Origin of the sequence: Anaerohalosphaera lusitana (genome assembly GCF_002007645.1) — a bacterium.
In the GTDB taxonomy this organism is placed as follows: Bacteria; Planctomycetota; Phycisphaerae; order Sedimentisphaerales; family Anaerohalosphaeraceae; genus Anaerohalosphaera; species Anaerohalosphaera lusitana.
Genome location: NZ_CP019791.1, coordinates 2,881,873 through 2,900,644, shown reverse-complemented (window position 1 = coordinate 2,900,644; position 18,772 = coordinate 2,881,873). Strand labels below are relative to the sequence as shown.

Annotated in this window: 18 protein-coding genes; 12 read left to right on the top strand and 6 right to left on the bottom strand. The window is 50.1% G+C overall.

The window, feature by feature from the left end:
- Window positions 1-77: 77 nt before the first annotated feature.
- Window positions 78-3,035 carry a PAS domain S-box protein gene (locus tag STSP2_RS11680; RefSeq protein WP_146662861.1) on the bottom strand — a complete coding sequence of 986 codons (2,958 nt, stop codon included), beginning with the start codon at window positions 3,033-3,035 and terminating at the stop codon, window positions 78-80.
- Window positions 3,036-3,269: 234 nt separating this feature from the next.
- On the opposite strand from STSP2_RS11680, the gene STSP2_RS11675 reads away from it, so the two are divergent.
- Window positions 3,270-4,679, top strand: a complete 1,410-nt coding sequence (locus STSP2_RS11675) for an MBL fold metallo-hydrolase RNA specificity domain-containing protein (protein WP_146662859.1) — start codon at window positions 3,270-3,272, stop codon at window positions 4,677-4,679.
- Between the two features lie 85 nt (window positions 4,680-4,764).
- Here STSP2_RS11675 and STSP2_RS11670 read toward each other — a convergent pair whose 3' ends face one another.
- Complete coding sequence (locus STSP2_RS11670) at window positions 4,765-5,808, bottom strand: glycoside hydrolase family 130 protein (protein WP_146662857.1); 1,044 nt, start codon at window positions 5,806-5,808, stop codon at window positions 4,765-4,767.
- A gap of 132 nt (window positions 5,809-5,940) precedes the next feature.
- On the opposite strand from STSP2_RS11670, the gene STSP2_RS11665 reads away from it, so the two are divergent.
- Both STSP2_RS11665 and STSP2_RS11660 read left to right on the top strand, forming a co-directional pair.
- Window positions 5,941-7,071, top strand: a complete 1,131-nt coding sequence (locus STSP2_RS11665; RefSeq protein WP_146662855.1) for a glycosyltransferase family 4 protein — start codon at window positions 5,941-5,943, stop codon at window positions 7,069-7,071.
- Window positions 7,034-7,972, top strand: a complete 939-nt coding sequence (locus STSP2_RS11660) for a glycoside hydrolase family 130 protein (RefSeq protein WP_146662853.1) — start codon at window positions 7,034-7,036, stop codon at window positions 7,970-7,972. The genes STSP2_RS11665 and STSP2_RS11660 overlap by 38 nt, the downstream gene beginning before the upstream one ends.
- 36 nt (window positions 7,973-8,008) lie before the next feature.
- Here STSP2_RS11660 and STSP2_RS11655 read toward each other — a convergent pair whose 3' ends face one another.
- Window positions 8,009-8,455 (bottom strand): ferritin family protein, encoded by a 447-nt coding sequence (locus STSP2_RS11655; RefSeq protein ID WP_146662851.1) that lies wholly within the window; start codon window positions 8,453-8,455, stop codon window positions 8,009-8,011.
- A 396-nt stretch (window positions 8,456-8,851) separates the two neighbouring features.
- Here STSP2_RS11655 and STSP2_RS11650 point away from each other — a divergent pair, with 396 nt between their 5' ends.
- Both STSP2_RS11650 and STSP2_RS11645 read left to right on the top strand, forming a co-directional pair.
- Window positions 8,852-9,094, top strand: coding sequence for a hypothetical protein (locus tag STSP2_RS11650; RefSeq protein WP_146662849.1), 243 nt, complete (start codon window positions 8,852-8,854; stop codon window positions 9,092-9,094).
- 29 nt (window positions 9,095-9,123) lie between these two features.
- Entirely contained in the window at window positions 9,124-9,510 is a 387-nt protein-coding gene (locus STSP2_RS11645) for a RidA family protein (protein ID WP_146662847.1), read from the top strand.
- A 27-nt stretch (window positions 9,511-9,537) separates the two neighbouring features.
- Here STSP2_RS11645 and STSP2_RS11640 read toward each other — a convergent pair whose 3' ends face one another.
- Both STSP2_RS11640 and STSP2_RS11635 read right to left on the bottom strand, forming a co-directional pair.
- Window positions 9,538-9,831, bottom strand: coding sequence for a DUF503 domain-containing protein (locus STSP2_RS11640; RefSeq protein ID WP_205847884.1), 294 nt, complete (start codon window positions 9,829-9,831; stop codon window positions 9,538-9,540).
- Complete coding sequence (locus STSP2_RS11635) at window positions 9,832-10,776, bottom strand: site-specific tyrosine recombinase (protein ID WP_146662845.1); 945 nt, start codon at window positions 10,774-10,776, stop codon at window positions 9,832-9,834.
- Window positions 10,777-11,057: 281 nt separating this feature from the next.
- On the opposite strand from STSP2_RS11635, the gene STSP2_RS11630 reads away from it, so the two are divergent.
- From STSP2_RS11630 to STSP2_RS11615, 4 genes are all read left to right on the top strand, one after another.
- Window positions 11,058-11,630 carry a hypothetical protein gene (locus STSP2_RS11630; protein ID WP_146662843.1) on the top strand — a complete coding sequence of 191 codons (573 nt, stop codon included), beginning with the start codon at window positions 11,058-11,060 and terminating at the stop codon, window positions 11,628-11,630.
- A 1-nt stretch (window position 11,631) separates the two neighbouring features.
- Window positions 11,632-12,615 (top strand): UDP-glucose 4-epimerase GalE, encoded by a 984-nt coding sequence (gene galE / locus STSP2_RS11625; RefSeq protein WP_146662842.1) that lies wholly within the window; start codon window positions 11,632-11,634, stop codon window positions 12,613-12,615.
- Between the two features lie 30 nt (window positions 12,616-12,645).
- Window positions 12,646-13,623: an ROK family protein gene (locus STSP2_RS11620; RefSeq protein ID WP_146662840.1), complete on the top strand. Its 978-nt coding sequence runs from the start codon at window positions 12,646-12,648 to the stop codon at window positions 13,621-13,623.
- A 138-nt stretch (window positions 13,624-13,761) separates the two neighbouring features.
- Window positions 13,762-14,610 carry a PIG-L deacetylase family protein gene (locus STSP2_RS11615; RefSeq protein ID WP_146662838.1) on the top strand — a complete coding sequence of 283 codons (849 nt, stop codon included), beginning with the start codon at window positions 13,762-13,764 and terminating at the stop codon, window positions 14,608-14,610.
- Window positions 14,611-14,700: 90 nt separating this feature from the next.
- On the opposite strand, the gene STSP2_RS11610 is transcribed toward STSP2_RS11615, so the two are convergent.
- Window positions 14,701-15,507 (bottom strand): glutamine amidotransferase, encoded by an 807-nt coding sequence (locus tag STSP2_RS11610; RefSeq protein ID WP_146662836.1) that lies wholly within the window; start codon window positions 15,505-15,507, stop codon window positions 14,701-14,703.
- Between the two features lie 202 nt (window positions 15,508-15,709).
- Between STSP2_RS11610 and STSP2_RS11605 the strand changes: the two genes are divergently transcribed.
- The 3 genes from STSP2_RS11605 to STSP2_RS11595 all read left to right on the top strand — a co-directional run bounded on the left by STSP2_RS11605 (window position 15,710) and on the right by STSP2_RS11595 (window position 18,756).
- On the top strand, window positions 15,710-16,912 hold the full coding sequence (locus STSP2_RS11605; RefSeq protein ID WP_146662833.1) for a 6-phosphofructokinase: 1,203 nt from the start codon (window positions 15,710-15,712) through the stop codon (window positions 16,910-16,912).
- Between the two features lie 24 nt (window positions 16,913-16,936).
- Window positions 16,937-17,950 carry an SIS domain-containing protein gene (locus STSP2_RS11600; RefSeq protein ID WP_146662832.1) on the top strand — a complete coding sequence of 338 codons (1,014 nt, stop codon included), beginning with the start codon at window positions 16,937-16,939 and terminating at the stop codon, window positions 17,948-17,950.
- Window positions 17,951-18,078: 128 nt separating this feature from the next.
- Window positions 18,079-18,756, top strand: coding sequence for a hypothetical protein (locus STSP2_RS11595; RefSeq protein WP_146662830.1), 678 nt, complete (start codon window positions 18,079-18,081; stop codon window positions 18,754-18,756).
- The last annotated feature ends 16 nt before the right edge of the window (window positions 18,757-18,772 follow it).

The following is an 18,772-nucleotide window of genomic DNA, read 5'->3' as shown; positions in this document are numbered from 1 at the left end:
TTTTCCCGTTTTTCTTTGGTGCTCATTCAAGATAAGTTCCCGTAAGCGTCATCGAAGTTCTCAGTTGAATTCTCTGTCTAAACGTTCGGCAGTTTCACGAAGACCTTGCTTCCCATGCCTTCCAGCGATTCTATCCAGACCTTTCCCCCATGCCGATTGACTATACGCTTGACGATCGTCAGGCCGAGGCCCTGTCCTTTGACATTTCCCTCCGGATCGATCCTGTGGAATATCTCGAATATGGTTTCCTTCTGGCTGTAATGAATTCCAACTCCGTTGTCTTCCACGCAATAGGTTACAGTGCCATTATCCCGCCAACCTGTAACTCTTATCTTTGATTCGCGTTCAGGAGAAACGTATTTTGCAGCGTTATCAATTATGTCCGCGAAAGCCTCAGCTATCTGGTCGGCGTCGCCTCGGCAGGGCGGCAGATCATCGACCTCAACCTGCGAATGCACAGCATCGAGCTGTTCTGACTCGCTGGCGAGAACATTTTTCATCAGTTTATTCATGTCAAGCTTTCGAGGATGCATATCCAGTCTTCCTACGCGGCACAGTCGCGTCAGGCCCCGCAACAGGTTGTCAATCTTTCGTGTGCTTGACTTGATAAACCCAACTGATTCGGAAATGTCCTCATCGAGCATCTCGAGGAGCCTGGCCCTCGTATCCTCCGGAACGCCTCCGCTGTCGATGATCTCCCTGAACTGATCGATAGAATTACTGAGCTCCCCGCTGAATCCCTCGATATTTACGAGAGGAGCCCTCAGGTCATGCGAGCTCACGTATATTACACTTTCAAGTTCGTCATTCTTTTCCGACAGGCTTCGAAGCAGCTCCTCTCGCTCGATTTCCACTTCGTGCTGTTCCGTGACATCGGATATTACGCCTTCGACCCCAACTAACTCGTTATATTCATTGAAAACGCCTCTGCCTTGTTCCCAGACCCAGCGTACCTCGCCGTCTTTTCGTACGATTCGATATTTCAACCTGAATGCTTTGCGGCTATTGATACCTTTCTGTGCCTCTTCCCATACAAAGTCACGATCCTCTTCATGTATTAATTTCCCATACTCCATGCTTGCATTCAAGGTCAGTTCCGAAGCGGTATAACCTGTCAACGCCTTACAGCCGTCGCTGACAAACTCCATGGTCCAGTCGTGGTCATTTCTGCAGCGATAGACCATTCCGGGAAGATTGCTGATCAGCGTCGAAAGGCGCCTCTGGCTTTCTTTGAGAGCCCGTTCGATCTTTTTGCGTTCTGTGATGTCACGACCCTCCGGTATCAGCATCACGACCTCGCCGGCCTCGTTCCTGATCGGCTTGATAGAGAAATCAATATATGCAAGATTACCGTCAGCTTTCCAGTTCGTGGTCTCGAAACGAACGGATTCTCCCTGGCCGGCACGTACTATACTATCACGAACCCTGCTGCGTTCTTCTTGTGAATGCGACCACCAGGGTGTTTTCCAGAATGTTTCCCCGATAACATCATCTCTGTTCTTTGATGTGACTTCCAGTGCCGAGGAATTTACGTCGAGCATTGTTCCTTCGGGTGTCAATAAACCCATGAACTGATAAGCCTGATCGAAAACAGCCCGGAATCTGGCCTCGCTCTTTTTAAGCTCTTCCTCGGCGGTCTTTTGCTTTGTGATATCACGAATGCTTGCCCTGTAACCCTGCTGGACACCTTTCTTGTCGTAAATCGGCGTCCATGATGCCGCTCCCCAGATGATCCTTCCGTCTTTGCGTTCGATCCTGAATTCCAGGTTGTCCCCGCTATGGCCCTCCATTGCTGAGGCGAACGTGTTGTATACGCGATCTTTATCCTCATCGACGACGAAAGGCTTTGGAAACTCCTTCATCGCCATGCATTCCTGCACAGTGTAGCCGGTTACGCGTTCAACTGCGGGGTTGGTCCACATACATCTTCCTCCTGGGCTCCCCCAAATCTCCCAGTCATATGTATGGTCCGCTATCGCCCGGAACCTCTGCTCGCTCATGTAAAGAGCAAGATTCACTCGCTTTCTCTCGCTGATGTCACGTATCACCGCCACTGCACGTTCAGCGCCCTGTATAAACGCCTTTTTCAGGCTGACTTCCCCCCAGAACTGGCGGTTGTTTTTGTCTTTGAGCACGATTTCCGAACGTACTGTTTCTCCTGCCCGCACCTTGGTGAGATTATCTTTGATCTTTTCATCCGAGCTCTCACTGCGATCTGCAATTACCTCCTTTAGTCTTGTCTCGCCCAGCGTTTGCCTGTCGAGGCCCAGTCGGTCGATAGCGTTGTCATTGGCATCTATGATGCAGGTCGTTTCCAGGTCATGTACGAGTATCAAATCTTCTACAGCGTTGAATATCGAGCTGTAATTGGCCTCTGATTCGCGTCTTGCCGTCTCGATCCTCTTGCTGTCTATCGCGTTTGCAAGTATCTCGCTGACGATGCTCAACATGACGCCTGTCTCTTCATCAAATCGCCTCTCTTCACGGACGCAATCAAACCCTACGAAGCCTGCTAACTCATTACGAAGGACCAGCGGTATGTATACTAGAGAGCGGATTGAATGGCTCAACCAGAAGTCCTTCTCAGCCGAAGCATTCGGGCCCAGAACTTCCACATTGTGCACTTTGACTATTTCATTGCTGTGCAACTGTCTCATCAACCATGGCAGTCTATCAGGCTGCAGCTTCTGGCTTTTCTCTTCAAAACAGGATATGCCTTTGTTGTTCCAGCAATGGGCGATCTCAAGCGAATCTCCTTCGCATGTGAATAGGCATATATACCCCCGGTCTAATCCGAAAAACAGCCCTATTCTCTCAAGAGCTTTCTCAAGGCCCTGATCTACTTCCTCGAAGGGGAGATTAATGAACTGCTTGGAAATGCTGGTTATGAGCTGGCCGAGCTCACGTCTGCGATTAAGCGCACGCATGCTCTGCTCATGGAGTGCATCCGCCTTCTCCAGCTCCGAGATTCTCTGCTGAAGCACCTTGATATGACTCTTAAGCTTGATTATTGTGCCGGCGTTGTCTTCTTTCATTCAAACCTTTCCCTGAGGTCTAATGAAAAATCTTGCTGCAAATTACGTAACTGAGTCTGCATGTAAGTGCTGCATATTCATTATATGGCCTTGATGTCTTTTATCAACCATCTAAAAGTGATTTATATAGCCGGTCATTTTCACCATTACAGGAATCTAACCAGTAAAATTGTTGACCTTTATGCACCGCTTAATTACAATGCTTGCTCTGATCATTCTTTGTAAGGGTATCTCATGGAAGCCAAAGTACATTTCCTCGGTGCAGCCGGCAATGTGACCGGTTCAAGACATTTTCTCGAAGTCAACGGCACACGCATCCTCATCGATTGCGGCCTATATCAGGAACGGCATCTGCGCGACCGCAACTGGGCTCCTTTCCCCGTACCCGCCCACACGATCGATGCGGTATTGATAACCCATGCCCATCTCGATCACTGTGGTCTTCTCCCTAAGCTTGTTGAGGAAGGATTTAAGGGCAAGATATACTGTAATGCCGCTACTGCCGAGATTGCACAGATAGTGCTGATGGACGCGGGACACCTGCAGGAAGAAGATGCTGCATTCAAGCGCAAAAGACACCGTAAAGAGGGCAGAAAGGTCGATCATCCGGTTATACCGCTTTACACTACCGCTGATGCTGAAGCTACGATACCGCTTTTCAGCCCGGTGCTTTACGAAGAACCCGTCCAGATCGGTGAATATGTTACGGCCACCTTCCATAACGCGGGCCATATTCTGGGTGCATCTACCATCAAGCTGAAGATCAGTGACGATGACGGCGAAAATCGCACGGTGCTGTTCTCCGGAGACATCGGCCGCGGGGACAGGCCGATCATCTGCGACCCGGCGGTATTCGAACATGCTGATTATGTATTCATCGAATCGACATACGGTGACCGAGTGCACGAGGGCACGGATGATATCAAGGGCAATCTTGCCGACGCTATCAACGAGACATACCAGAAGGGCGGCAACATCATTGTCCCTTCATTCTCTGTCGAGCGGGCACAGGATGTTTTGTACTACTTGAATGAGCTCCTTCTCGAAGACCGGATCCCGCCGATACTCGCCTTTGTGGACAGTCCAATGGCGGTAAAGGTAACCGATGTCTTCAAAAAGCACCCGGAGCTTTACGACGACGAGATGAAAGAACTCGTCGCTCGTCATGAGTCGCTTTTCGAATTCCCCGGCCTTCAACTAGTACGAACCACCAAGGAATCGAAGGCTATTAACAACATCAAGGGCACTGTCATGGTTATCGCGGGCTCTGGTATGTGCACCGGCGGCCGAGTCAAACACCACCTCGTGCAGAATATCTGGCGACCGGAAAGCTCCGTCCTTTTTGTCGGCTACCAGGCAGTCGGCACACTGGGCAGAAGTATTGTCCAGGGTGATAATCCGGTTCGCATACTCGGTCAGCAATATGACGTGAATGCGACGATTACCCGCATACATGGTTTTTCAGGCCATGCGGATCGTGATGAGCTGCTCGCCTGGCTCAAGAACCTTAAAACCGCACCTAAACAAGTTTTTGTTATTCACGGCGAAGAACAGAGCGCCAATAGCTTCGCTGATCATGTCACCCAGCAGACCGGCTGGAAGACTTCAGTACCTCAATATGATGAGGTTGTAACTTTAACGTAAAATAATGGCACTTGAGCCAAAACTGGATCACAGCAGCGTTGTCTTGCGAGCGATTGTCACCCTGCATGTGTGTTTTGCTGAATAGTTATTGAAGTGTATTCATGATCTTATCCAGCGTCGTCCTTGCGCCTGCGGTATGCTCGTCACTGGCGCCGTAATAGATGATTATCTCGCCGTCCTTTTCGACATGCCCGCACGCAAAAACGACGTTGCCGTAAAAGCCCTTGATCTCGTAATCAGTTTCCGGCTGCATCAGCGGTTCTTTTGACCTTGCGATGACCTTGCTCGGATCTTCCAGATCGTGCAGGGCAGCAGCAAGGCAGTACCTGTCTTCGATATCAGATCCGTGGTATATCTCCAGCCATCCTTCGTCAGTCTTGATGGGCACGCAGCTTCCGCCCACCTTTCCACCGTCAAACTCACCGGGTCTTGGTGTGATAACCGGGCAATGCCCGCCCCAGTGTATGAGGTCGTCCGATCTTGCACCCCATATAGCCTTAGGGCCTATATACATTGGTACAGGCCTGGTAAGAGCCCAATATTCGCCGCGGATCATCTCAGGGAACAGCACTACATCCAGATTCTCGGGGCAGAATATGATGCCGTGCCGTTCAAAATACTCGAAGTCCTCCGTGGAAAGCAGCCCCGTACAGATGCCGTGATCGCTAACGACTTTGTAAGTGATGTACCATTTCTCACCGATCTGTGTGATCCTCGGGTCCTCTAGCCCATATGTTTCATAGTAAGTCTGCGGATAAACGGCAGGGCGGTCATCGATCTCGAAATGTACTCCGTCATCACTACGAGCTATTCGCAAATGCGAAATGCTTGTAAGGTTGATCTTTCCGTTGTAGAAAAACGAACGCGAGTCAGGTATCTCAACGGCAGGATCATCATTTTTCGCCCTGAAATGCTCAATTTCACCTGTATGCGGGTTAAGTATCGGTGCGACCTGCTCATCTGCTGCTTTGTCCTTAGGCCTTTCAGCTACACGCAGCAGCAACAGGATTTGTCCGCGAAACACTGTTGCTCCGGCATTAAATGCCCCCACGACCTCATTATCATCTCTGCTGGGTGTGACATCTTGTGGCCTGATGATCGGATTCTCGGCAAATCTCTCTACTAGCATGGTGTCTCCTCAATTCTCTTCCCCGCAACATAGTATTGATCTAAAAACAAAATTACGTCCTAACTTTCTTTTAATCAAGCTTATTCTCGCGTATAATCGGCATACAATGGAGTTGTAGTTGGAGGCCAATATATGCAGTTCACCTCAAAGCGTATCGCCGTGCTCTCACCTGTGGCCTGGCGTACACCACCCCGACAGTATGGAGCATGGGAGACCGTCGCGAGTAATATCACCGAGGGCCTAGTCAGACGCGGCTGGGATGTGACGCTTTTTGCAACTGCTGATTCGGTCACATCAGCCAGACTTCACGCGGTAGTCCCTCACGGCTACGAGGAGGACCCTACGCTGGAACCGAAAGTCGTGGAAGCCCTTCACATTAGCGAACTTATGGAAAATGCCCATAAATTCGACCTGATCCACAATAATTACGACTTCATGCCGCTTACCTACAGCAGACACATTTCAACGCCTATGCTTACCACTATCCACGGCTTCTCTTCGCCGAAGATTCTCGATGTCTACCGCAAATACAAGGATCTCTACTACGTATCGATAAGCGATTCGGACCGTGATCCGCATCTGCCTTATCTTGCAACGGTCTACAATGGCATAGATCTGGCCAATCTGACTTTTACCCCAGAGCCGGGCGATTACCTGGTCTGGTTGGGCAGGATACATCCCGACAAGGGTACCCATTTAGCGGTAGAGGTTGCATTGCGGACCGACAAAAAACTTAAGCTGGCTGGGATCGTGCAGGATCGCGAGTATTTTGAAGAGATGGTCAAACCTAATGTCGATGGTAAGCAGATCGAGTACATAGGTCCGGTAGGGCCGTTGGAGCGTGACGAATTGTTCAAAGAGGCATTTTGCCTGCTCCATCTGAACGAACTTCCGGAAAGGTTCGGTCTTGTTATGGCTGAGGCTAATGCGGCAGGGGTGCCCGTGATCGCTTACGATCGCGGTTCATGCCGAGAGGTGATCTCTGACGGCGAAACGGGGTATCTGGTTGGTAATGTTGACCAGGCCGTCGAGGCGGTCGGCAAGGTTTCAAAGATAAACCGCCGGGCTTGCCGAAAACGTGTTGAAGAGAATTTTTCTATCAAATGCATGGTCAGTGAATATGAGAAGGTCTACTGGCGCATATTCGAGCTTGAACGCCTTAAGACCAGAAAAAGTGTCATAAAGCCGCATATGGAGAAAATACAGGAGCTGAAGGAGACCGCAATTGAAACACAAACCTATCGTCGAACGGTTCGCGAATAATCCCATACTGACGACTGACGATGTGCCGTACAAAGTCGAAACGGTTCACAATGCGGGTGTGGTCAAACATCAGGGCAAGTACATAATGCTCTTCAGATCCCATCTCGACACCGGCCGATCTATCATCGGTATCGCCGATTCACAGGACGGAATTAAGTTCACCGTACGCCCAGAACCTTTCATGACGCCGGCAAGCGAAGGCATATTTGCAGAATATGAAGCTTTCGGCGTTGAGGATCCAAGGATCAACCCGTTAGAGGGCGAATACTACATTACATACTCTGCCTACAGCCCTCATGGTGTACGCATCGGCATGGCACGCACAAGAGATTTTACTACGTTGGAAAGAGTTGCATTCATCACCCAGGCCGATTATCGCAACACCGTCATTTTCCCGGAAAAGATAGGAGGCAAATACGTCAAACTGGACAGGCCGCATTCTGACATCAGCCCCTGGTCCGTATGGATCAGCTATTCACCGGACCTTATCCACTGGGGCGAATCTCGCGTAATTATGAAGCCGGTTACCTACCACTGGGACGAAATGAAGATAGGACCAGGTGCTCCGCCTATCAAAACGTCTCGCGGCTGGCTGAACATTTACCACGGTGTATTCCCCACCATGTCCGGCAGTGTTTATCGTCTCGGGGTCTGTATGCATGCCCTTGACGATCCAGCCAGACTTATAGCTGTCGGCGACCGATGGATACTGCAACCCGAAGACCCGTGGGAAGTCAGCGGTTATGTCGACAATGTCGTTTTTACATGCGCTGCAGTGCCCGAACCAGACGGCACCGTCAAGATCTACTGGGGAGGGGCGGACAAAGTTATGTGCGGCGGAACTGCTAGAATTGAAGAACTTGTCGATTTTTGTCTGGATAATCCCAGAGAGCCATTCTAGTAACAGCTTTATAGATTTTCGCGGTTACTAAGGCCGTTATTCTTCCATGGCCCGATTGTAAGCGGCCTGAAACTGCAGTTTGTGACGCATTTCCTCTTCTGCGAGTCCCAGATAAATATCCAGGGCCTTGCTGTCTTTGGTTGAAGCTGCCATTTCGATGTAGGTGCGTACGGAACTATCCTCTTTCTGGATAGCTATACGAAGAGCGTCGATGTAGTCCAAATCGAACTTTCCCATTTCTTCCCCAGCGATGCGACCGGGCCAGTCGGGTTCTCCCTGATCCTGTACTGTACAACCTCTCTTCATCAGTTCAAGCTCGAGATTCTCCTTGTGACGAACCTCCTCCTGAGCAAGCATTTCAAAGATGTCCTTGGAATCTTCATCTCTGGTCCGGGCTGCCAGATTTTTGTAGAAAAGGTATGCCTCTACTTCCCGTGTGACCGCATCTTGCAGTGCTTTGATCTCAGTACTTGTTTTGGGCATTTTTCATTCCAGACAGGTTAACAAAATATCAGGGTTGCTATTAAATGATAGTCTCCTAAGATTTTTTTACAAGGTCAATATTTCGCAAAAAGTAATATAATGTACAAATATTGCAGGATTTTCTTGCACGTATTTAGTGCCGGGTTTAAACTGCATTCTGAACAAGGTGAAGGTTGGATTCCAGAGAATATGCCTCCGAGGAACGCAAAGTAGTACTTTTTTTGGAAAATCGGCAAGTAATAAGCGAAAAATGCATCCCAGCCTACATATTATATTGGTAGGGATTTAAGCTCTACGTTATTTGCTACCTTGAAAATGATGGTCGTTTGATCTGGCTCCGTGAATTTTGAACGTGGGGCAGGCAGTTCGGCTAGCGGTAAAAGTCTTGAGGGAACAATGATTAAATTTAAATGCAGCAAATGCAGCACTTCTTTGAAGGCGCCTGATGAGTACGCCGGCAAGAAGGTGCGATGTAATAAGTGTAAAAAAGTGATCGCGATTCCATCGAATGGAGAAAAAAAGAAACGCGATATAGTGGCCGTTGACCCTAATCATGACAGCAGGGCGGAATTCGATTCGCTGCTGGAAGAGCTGTCGCGATGGGAGAAAAAGGCTCCTGCGGCCGATCTGATGGAGTAAGTTTCTTTTTGATGCGGAATTCCTGACGCTTGAAAAAACAACGCAAAATCATCAAAACGACCAAAGCTCCGCAGGCAATTGGTCCATATTCTCAGGCTTTGCTGGTAGATGACAGCCTTTATATATCCGGTCAGTTGGGCCTGGACCCGTCTACTGGTGAAATAGTGGGGGAATCTGTAGCTTCACAGACCCATCAGGTGTTCAAGAACATTGTTGCGATTCTCGGCGAGGCAGACATGGCTCTCGAGAATGTCGTTCAATGCCAGGTATTTCTTTCTGACATGGGGGATTTCGCGGAAGTAAATGCTGTTTACGCTGAGTATTTTCCAGAAAATCCGCCCACTCGTGCGGCGTTTGAAGTTTCACAGTTACCCGCAGGCGGTAAAGTAGAGATTCTCGCAACGGCAGTGAAATAGCTGCGAACGCATTGCGACAAAAGCAGCTCACTCCTCCACGGAGAACATTTCCCTTTCGATCCTGCTGACAAAAAAACGCCCATCCGCATGCACAAATTCACTCACTTTGTCGATCTGCCGTTCAATATGCACTCCGTCGTCTGAAACCATGGCAAGACCTATCACGGCCTGAAGTTTGCTCTCGTTGGCAGCAACCTCGGAAACTGAAAAATTGAAGCGGTTCCTGAGCCTTTCGACCAGGCTCTTGACGATCTTGCGCTTTTCCTTCAGCGACCGGATCCCAGGCAGATTTATAGTTATAACCATTGTTCCTACAAGCATTTATGCCCTTGGATGGAATTTTTTGTGTATCGACTTGAGTCTGTCATGGTCAACATGAGTATAGATCTGGGTAGTGGAAATGTCAACGTGACCAAGCATTTCCTGCAGGCTTCGCAGATCCGCTCCACCAGAGAGCATATGAGTCGCGAAGCAGTGCCTTAATGTGTGAGTACTCACTTTTTCAGGCATTCCGACCCGTGCTGCATACTTTTTGACGATCCGCCAGATATTCGTCCTGTCCAGAACCTTGCCTGTGCGGGTAAGAAGCAGATAATCTCTGCTGTAAGGCTTTGCAAGCTGGGGTCTTTCGAGCTGCAGGTACTGCTCAACCGCACGAATGGCTGACTGCCCCAGCGGTATTACCCGTTCTTTGTTACCCTTACCGGTGCAACGCAAATACCCTATCTTCAAATTTACATTTTTCACCCGCAGATCGACCATCTCGCTTGCGCGAGCGCCTGTTGCGTAAAGGACCTCTAGCAATGCCCGGTCCCTTAGAAAAAAGGCGTCTTCTTCGCAGGGTGCATGCAGCATTTTCAGGACATTGTCTCTGCTGGCGACAATTGGCAGTTTGTGCCATGGTTTGGGACCTTCTATCAGAGAAGTCAGATCATCTTCGATGAGCCCGACCGACATGCCGAAACGAAGAAACGTCTTAATTGCAGCAAGAATGCGGGCTATTGATGTTTCCTTTGAATGAAGGTTTTTGGCAACATGCCTGGCATAGCCGTAAATGTGTTCGGCACGGAGTTCGCTAATTGAATCGAGCCCATACTCAGCCTCACACCATTGAGCAAATCCAAGCAGGTCTCTGCCGTAGCCAAGAAGCGTATTCTGAGACAGACCCGCTTCGACCGTAAGATAGTGCATAAATTTAATAACTTCACCACCTATGCCGCTTTCCCCGAGCCGGTTGTGTAGTTTTTGGATCTGTGCCTCTGACATGTCGAAATCCTAATGCAGTCAAATAACCAGTGGGCATGCACTTAGCCACCCGAAACATATCGGCTAAATAGGCGGAGATTCTCCAAACATAGCCGAACCCCTTGGCATCTACCTCAGTTGAATCAGCAATAGCCGCTTTTGCTTTCGAATTGTACTTGTGATAACTCCAACCTTGCCTTATAATCCCCAAAAATATGGATTTCACATGCTTGAGCCCTTCAAGCAAGGTTTTTTCCAGTTAGCCTATTGATCCTTATCAGGTAATGACAGGTGTGTTGTAAATGAAAAAAGTCTTATTTAGCTTTCTAATCTTAACCTTCTCGACCCTGTTGGTTGGTTGCTCGGCTTCTTCCCGAACTCAAGTGCCGGTGGAGCCTTTGTGCGGTATTTCGCAGACGAAGGCACATGCCATGCAGGTCGCTGAAGAGGTTCTGACGGACATGCGTTTCGAGATCGATAAGCTGGATACCGAAGAAGGTGTAATAATTACACAGCCATTGAGGGGCGGTCAATTTTTCGAATTCTGGCGGTCTGACAATGCGACCGCCCAGGCTGCCGCCAACTCAAATCTACACAGTTTATTGAGGCAGGCCACTTTGACTTTCAATGAAACAGCAAGCGGTCTGTGCGTCGATGCCTCAGTGCAAACGCAGCGCATGGTGATAGCGGACAAGCCCATAGCGGGCATGGCCAGGCTTCCAAGATACTATACCGGCGGAGATGCCAGGTTGCAGGAGCTCTCGGTTTCAGAAGCTCAGGCGGAGTGGGAAGAAATGGGTCATGACCCCGCTTTGGCAAGTGATATCCTCGATCGTATTCAAAACAAGATTCTGGAATTGGAAGGAAAAGAATAATATGAACATCCTTGTATGCGGTGGTGCCGGCTACATCGGTTCCAATATGACCGCGATGCTTGCCCGCCACGGCCATAACCCCGTCGTTTATGATAACCTTAGCAAGGGACACAAATCCGCGATTCGTAATGCCCAATTCGTCCGCGGTGACCTGGCTGATTATGACCTTCTCGTCGAAACTATCAAGAAGTATAGTATCGATGCTGTTATGCATTTTGCCGCATTCATAGAGGTCGGAGAATCAGTTGCTGATCCGCTGGGCTACTACTACAACAACTTCTGTAATGCACGCAATCTGCTCCAGGCAATGGTGGATACAGGCGTAAACAAATTTGTTTTCAGCTCTACCGCGGCTGTTTATGGTGAGCCGGAAACGATCCCCATTACCGAAGACATCGCAAAGCAGCCAATAAACCCTTACGGCGATAGTAAACGGGCTGTTGAATTGATGCTCAGCTTTCTCAGCAAGACCGGCAAAATGAACTATGCCGCTCTTCGGTATTTCAATGCATGCGGCGCAGGCGAAGATGGCACACTCGGTGAGGACCACCAGCCTGAGTCACATCTGATACCGCTGATCATTCAGGCGGCTATGGGCAAGCGTGAAGATATTAAGATCTTCGGCAATGACTATCCGACTCATGACGGCACATGTATTCGCGATTACATTCATATTGAAGACCTGTGCAAGGCGCATCTGCTCGCACTGGACAAGCTTGACGATGAAGCGGAACTGATATTTAATCTGGGCAACGGCAAGGGCTACTCGGTGCTGGAAGTGATCGAAACGGTCAAAAAGGTTTCGGGCAAGGATTTCACTGTAATAACGGGAGATCGCCGACCGGGTGATCCGCCTGTGCTCACAGCGGATGCCTCAAGAGCTCGTCAGCAGCTTGGCTGGACCACGGATTTTCCCGAGCTCGAGATAATAGTCGAAAGCGCATGGAAATTCCATAATGCCAACCCTGATGGTTATGGCGATTAGAGCTAACTGTACTCAAATCGGGACTTCAGAATGAAAGAATTCTTCATAGGCGTAGATTTTGGAGGCACTAACCTTAAGCTTGGCTGTTTTGACGGCGAGCTGAACCTCGTGACCAAAACCTCTGTCCCAAGTGGTGAGGACCTGAGTCCGCAGGCAGTGATAGCAAATATCTCTTCGACTATACACAGTGTGCTTTCACAACATGAAATTGCATATGACCAGGTCAAGGCGGTCGGACTGGGAATACCGGGTCAGATGAATCTTACCGACGGCATTATTCTTTCTGCCCCGAACCTGCCATTTGAGAACGTTCCGATGAAACGGCTTTTGTCTGAAAAACTTGACAAGACCGTCATCATGGAAAACGATGCCAACGCCGCAGCCTGGGGTGAATTTGTTGCCGGTGCGGGCAGTGACGTTAATCACATGGTCTTTTTCACGCTGGGCACGGGTATAGGTGGAGGTATCATCTGTGATGGTAAGCTGGTTCACGGCTATACCGATGAGGCCGCTGAGCTGGGACACATACTTATATACGTTGACGGTGAGCGGCAATGCGGATGCGGGCAATACGGCTGTGCCGAAGCGTACGGCTCTGCAAGTGCGACTGCCGACCGGGCAAACGACGCGCTGAAAGCCGGCGTAGACTCCTCACTTAACGAGTTGTTTAAAAAGGACGGTTCGGTTACATGCGAACAGGTCTTTGATCACGCCAAGAACGGCGATAAGTTCGCTAATGAGATCGTTGACGGAACAGCGAAGACGCTCGGCATACTCTGTATCGACATGCTTCATGTCACTCAGCCGCAACGAATACTGTTCGCAGGGGGAATGATCGGGGCTGGCGATTTTCTTCTCGAAAAAATACAGAAGTATTTCGACAAGTACATCTGGACCATGAAACCAGAATCGCTTGAGATATGCTTTGCTACGCTTGGTGAAGATGCGGGTATAATTGGTTCGGCTGCGCTTGCAAAAGATCACTTCAAGGTATCTAAGCAGGGTTGACTGACGCTTATTGCCATTTCAGGGTTGAAAACCAGACACAAGGGTGATAACCTGTCTATCGATCGTAAAGAGGCCTTGCGGACCGGGCATAGGCTTCTGCGTTAAAATTTGATAATTCACTTTCGAAGGGAAATTTATATGGCGGATAAAGCTGAGTTCGTACGGCTTGTAGGAACGGAAAGACGCGTAGGCCCGACTCTGGAAAGCGTATCCAGGCACTGGCAGGGCAAAGAAGAATGCGCATTGTTTGTCAGCCCGCATGACGATGACGCTGTGTTGGGCGGCGGCCTTTTGATGCGCCTGCTTGAAGAAGAAAACGTTCCCGTGTACATCATTATCACAACCGACGGTCGAATGGGTTACTGCAGCAAGGAAGAGCAGGACGAGATCGTAGAGATCCGCAAGAAAGAAACTTTCGACTGTTATCAGGCTCTAGGCGTTCCCAAAGAAAACATTATCTGGCTCGGTTTCCCGGACTGCAATCTCAACGCGCATAAGGGCCGTAAGAAGGCCGAGGGCGAAGGACCTACAACTATCGGCGGCTATACCGGCCTGCAGAACTCCTTCACATACTGGCTTCGTAAGATCAATCCGACACAGTGCTTCCTGCCGACAGACAATGATCTTCACCCCGACCATCGGGTAGTATATGAAGAATTCATGATCAGCATGTTCCATGCAGCAGGCGACATCTGGCCCGAGCTCGGCCCGGCACTGCCGAAGGTCCCATACGTTCATGAGATGGCTGTCTACTGCGACTTCCCCGAGCCGCCCACGTTGCGCATTACAACGCCGGAAAGCATCCTGGAAGAGAAGCTTGCCGGCATAGGTAAGTTCGTTTCGCAGAAGCAGATCGCTTCGCTCATCGAAAACGTTCGAAAGGGCGGCGCACAGGAATACATCCGTGCAGTAGGTTTCGACCTCTACGTGCCTTCGAACTACTATCACAGGTTCGAGCACAGAGAACGCATTGTAGACGTAAACTAATCATGCGTTCCAATTAATACGCAAAACAAAAGGCAGGTCCGCAAAACACGGGCCTGCCTTTTTTATTTACACATCTACTTTCGCAAACAGCTAAATCTGCCTAGCGGTCCACTTGACCATATTCGCAAAAAACTGAGCGTACCAGTTGCCTACCTCGATCGCCTCGGCACCTTCTGCCTGTGATTCGACCCGGGCATCTCCCCAGTCGACAAGACCACCTACCCAGTGAGGCGCTGCATCGGTCGCAAAAGCACATGTCCTGCCCTTGCCATAATTGCTCACCACCAGCAGCGGTTCGGCTTCAGCAAAAGGTTCAAATTCGAAATCATCACCTTCCTTGAGAAATGCTCTGAACTGCCGCGACCACAGAATAGTATTCGCGCCAGGCTTGCTTTGGAAGCGGTTGAACCCGCCGATGCCGGGCGTATGCTTTTCGAACGGCAACCCGGCCACGATCTCATGATCCACACTCTTCTCGATCAGGCAGGGCCCGGAACTGTTGATCCGGTCATCACTAGGTTGCATAACCACGGGCAATACGTCCTTGAGCGGCGTATCAGTGTACTCATGGTTTGCGCCTGTGAAGGATTCCCATCCGCCGAGCATCAACAGCCCCATACCGGCTTTTACCTTTTCTGCGACTGCTTCCAACTGCTCTGCGGTGAAGTTACTGCCAGGATAATCACTGATTATCATGACCGCATAGTCTTTGGCGAGCAAATCGTCAATAAATGCCTGATCTGAAGGACGGTAATCAAAATCGATTTTAAAATGTTTCATCACGCCAGCAAGATAGCTTGCAGCCGTATCCAGTGTTGTATCGCCAAGATATAGTATTTTTGTATTCATGCGTTCAAATATATCCATCACGCCTCCATATGCAAGGCAAATACCCATTTTCAGCCCCGAAAACAGACTAAAGTACTGGACACCCAAACGCCAAGGCGTTACTATATACACCGAGTGAAGCCCTGCGCTGTGAGGCTGGGATAAAGAGTTCAGACAATGAGCTTATTTTTGCATCAAGCCTCGGGCGGTGCTGAACTTAGAAAGTAGAAACCTGAAAACATTAACGTTTATATTGACGAGGTGATTCTAAATGCTTAAGGGAAATGCTGTTATAGGTCAGTCCGGCGGGCCGACCTCCGTTATCAACTCATCTCTGGCTGGCGTGGTTACCGCCGCGAAGGATGCCGGTTGTATCGAAAATATCTACGGCATGCGTTTCGGTATCGAAGGCCTGATGGACGAAAATCTTATCGACCTGGGCAAGGAAGTCGAACCAACAATCGAAGGCCTCAAGACAACGCCTTCCAGTGCTCTCGGTTCCTGCCGACACAAGCTGCAGGAAGAGGATCTGCCCAAGGTGCTCGACGTTCTCCAGCGATACAACATTCGCTATTTCTTCCTCATCGGCGGAAACGACACGATGGATACCATTCACCGTGTCGAGAAGTATGCGGTTGAGAAAGGGTATGACCTTCGCGGTATCGGCATCCCCAAGACTGTGGACAACGATCTCTACGGCACCGATCATACGCCCGGTTTCGCGAGTGCTGCCCGTTACATGGCTCTTTCGGTCAAGCAGGCAGGGGTTCTCGCCCGCGACATGCAGAAGGTGGACCAGTTTGTTATCTTCCAGTGCATCGGCCGTGATGCTGGCTGGCTCGTGGCTGCCACCGCTCTTGCAAAACAGAACGAGGACGACGCTCCGCATATCCTATGTATGCCCGAAAGAGATTTCGACAAAGAGAAATTCCTTGCCGACGTCGAAAAAGCCTACAAGAAATACGGCTGGGTTTCTGTCGTATGCGGCGAAGGCATCACATATGCCGACGGTACTCCCGTATCGGCATCCGAAACGAAGGATAAGTTCAACAACGTTGAATTCGGCGCAATGGGCGGTACAAGCGTAGCTGTGCAGCTCCACAAAATGATCAGCGAGAAGTTCGGCTGGCGCGGTGAGTTCCAGATCACAGAGTCACTGCCTATGTCCGCCGCCGACCGCGCAGCGCAGCTCGATATCGACGAGGCGTTCATGGCCGGTGAAAATGCAGTACGCCTCGCAGAGCAGGGTCAGTCAGGCGTTATGGTCTCGCTCGAACGAGTACCGGGCGACACATACGACTGCACTACAGGTACGGCTCCGCTCAGTGAAGTGGCCGTTCGCGCAAAACCAATGCCGGACGAATTCATCAATGATGAAGGCAACTTTATAACCGATGCGTTCATCGAATACGCAAAGCCGCTCCTCGGCGAAATGCCGGATTACGTCAGGCTCGCCTGTCACAAAGTAAAATAATCTCATGAAAGGGGTTCAAATAAAATGAAGAACGAACAAAAATACACGCAGTTCTCGCTCTGTCAGGAAATGATGGACACTCCCGGCGTTATGCGCGATTTCAAACTCACAGATGCCGACGCGGTTGTTTCGGCAATCAAGTCCACAGGCAAGCTCTTTCTGACTGGCGAAGGTTCAAGCCGTATCTTCCCGGCCAAGAACGCTATCACGCAGTACATGCGTAAGGGCGGCGACCTCCAGATCATGACCGAGGGCGGCCGTCAGGCAGCGGAGTACGATCTTTCAAACTGGGCCGTGTTCGGCGCCAGCAACAGCGGCTCAACTGCCGAGGTTATCATGCTGCTCAACGCTCTCAAGGGCGCGGGCCACGACAAACTGTTCGGCCTGACCGCTCGCGAAAACACCAAGCTCGCCGAGATGGCCAACCAGACCTTCGTCCTCAAGTGCGGCTGGGAAAACGCCGTCGCAGCGACCAAGTCCGTAGCTGAGCAGGCACTGTTCTACCAGGCCATTGTCGAAGCTGCACAGGGTCGCGACATCAGTGCCAAACTGGGCGAAGTTGCCGACGCATGTCAGACAGCTCTGACCGCTGAGATCGACCCAACACTCACTGAAAAGATCGCCAATGCCGGTACGATCTACTTCGCCGGCCGCAATGACGGCGTCGCTGAAGAGCTGACACTCAAGACCAACGAGATCACCCGCAAGAAGAGCGACTTCCTGGAAGGCACCTACGCGGTCCACGGCATCGAGGAAGTTATGAACGCTGACGATGTAGTCATCTTCATCAATCCGTTCGATGCGGAACTCGAAAAGATCAAGACCACCCTCGTTGACGGGGTAGGCCTGACGGTCATCGCGATCTCGGACAAAGATACTATCTTCCCGACCATCAAGGTTCCGCACGTCGAAGGCATGGAAACCTACGCACAGCTCTGTGCGGGCTGGAACATCCTCGTCGAAGTGGGTGTCAAGCTCGGCATCAATCTCGACAAAGCCGAACGCGCCCGCAAGGTCGGAAACGAATTCACCGGCTAAGCTGTAGTAACGGCTGCATGACAGACATCAAAAGGCTTCCGCTGACAACCTCGGTGGGAGCCTTTTTTGCATTTAAGCTGGACAAAGAAGGTATGCTGCCCTAGAATGCCTGTTGAAAGGAGCTGCAAATGTATGAGGTGTATTGGACACGGGCAAATCGTATCAAAGCGGCAGTTATAGCTTTTCTGCTGCTCTCCGTGGGTACTGCCTATATGTACAAGTACAATATGTCGATTCTGAAGGCACGCCTGGACCTATTTGATTTCATCTTCTGCCTGCCGATCGCAGGGCCTTTCCTAGCCATCGCGTTCTACGTCATTTTCGCCGTAAAAAGGATCACTAGCGAGATCACGCCAGATTCAGTCAGCTCAGTCGCCAAGGCCTTTGTATGGATCGCATGTGTATTTCTATCCGGTTACGTAGTTTGGCTCGAAAAAAGATTTTTTGATCCAGGAACCGCCTGGTCCTTAACTGGCATCATGCTTGTGGGAATATTGCTCTATGCCGGATTAAGACTGCTTCTTCTAAGGCTGTTCGGCCTGCCGAACGCAATCAACTGGAGGCGGCGACGTAATCAGGCACACATATTTTTTATGATTTTCGCCATTCTATTCTGGGGTGCTCTTGTAGGCGTGGTTGGCAGGTTGGTTGAGCCCGAGAAGTTCTATTTTGAATCACCTCTGATACTCGCGGCTATTGTGATGGCTTGGGGTACTTATCGCTTGGGAATGTATCTGGCCTTGCGGAACAGGCCGGTGGCGGAAGATAATGGCGATGTTCAGGCGGTAGAACCAACTGCTCAGTAATCTGACTTATCAGCGA

Coding starts and splice junctions, on each gene's coding strand:
- STSP2_RS11615 (WP_146662838.1), top strand. CDS start 13,762: ATGGCGGATAAAGCTGAGTTCGTACGGCTTGTAGGAACGGAAAGACGC.
- STSP2_RS11635 (WP_146662845.1), bottom strand. CDS start 10,776: ATGTCAGAGGCACAGATCCAAAAACTACACAACCGGCTCGGGGAAAGC.
- STSP2_RS11650 (WP_146662849.1), top strand. CDS start 8,852: ATGATTAAATTTAAATGCAGCAAATGCAGCACTTCTTTGAAGGCGCCT.
- STSP2_RS11605 (WP_146662833.1), top strand. CDS start 15,710: ATGCTTAAGGGAAATGCTGTTATAGGTCAGTCCGGCGGGCCGACCTCC.
- STSP2_RS11680 (WP_146662861.1), bottom strand. CDS start 3,035: ATGAAAGAAGACAACGCCGGCACAATAATCAAGCTTAAGAGTCATATC.
- STSP2_RS11620 (WP_146662840.1), top strand. CDS start 12,646: ATGAAAGAATTCTTCATAGGCGTAGATTTTGGAGGCACTAACCTTAAG.
- galE (WP_146662842.1), top strand. CDS start 11,632: ATGAACATCCTTGTATGCGGTGGTGCCGGCTACATCGGTTCCAATATG.
- STSP2_RS11655 (WP_146662851.1), bottom strand. CDS start 8,455: ATGCCCAAAACAAGTACTGAGATCAAAGCACTGCAAGATGCGGTCACA.
- STSP2_RS11600 (WP_146662832.1), top strand. CDS start 16,937: ATGAAGAACGAACAAAAATACACGCAGTTCTCGCTCTGTCAGGAAATG.
- STSP2_RS11665 (WP_146662855.1), top strand. CDS start 5,941: ATGCAGTTCACCTCAAAGCGTATCGCCGTGCTCTCACCTGTGGCCTGG.
- STSP2_RS11630 (WP_146662843.1), top strand. CDS start 11,058: ATGAAAAAAGTCTTATTTAGCTTTCTAATCTTAACCTTCTCGACCCTG.
- STSP2_RS11610 (WP_146662836.1), bottom strand. CDS start 15,507: ATGGGTATTTGCCTTGCATATGGAGGCGTGATGGATATATTTGAACGC.
- STSP2_RS11595 (WP_146662830.1), top strand. CDS start 18,079: ATGTATGAGGTGTATTGGACACGGGCAAATCGTATCAAAGCGGCAGTT.
- STSP2_RS11640 (WP_205847884.1), bottom strand. CDS start 9,831: ATGCTTGTAGGAACAATGGTTATAACTATAAATCTGCCTGGGATCCGG.
- STSP2_RS11670 (WP_146662857.1), bottom strand. CDS start 5,808: ATGCTAGTAGAGAGATTTGCCGAGAATCCGATCATCAGGCCACAAGAT.
- STSP2_RS11675 (WP_146662859.1), top strand. CDS start 3,270: ATGGAAGCCAAAGTACATTTCCTCGGTGCAGCCGGCAATGTGACCGGT.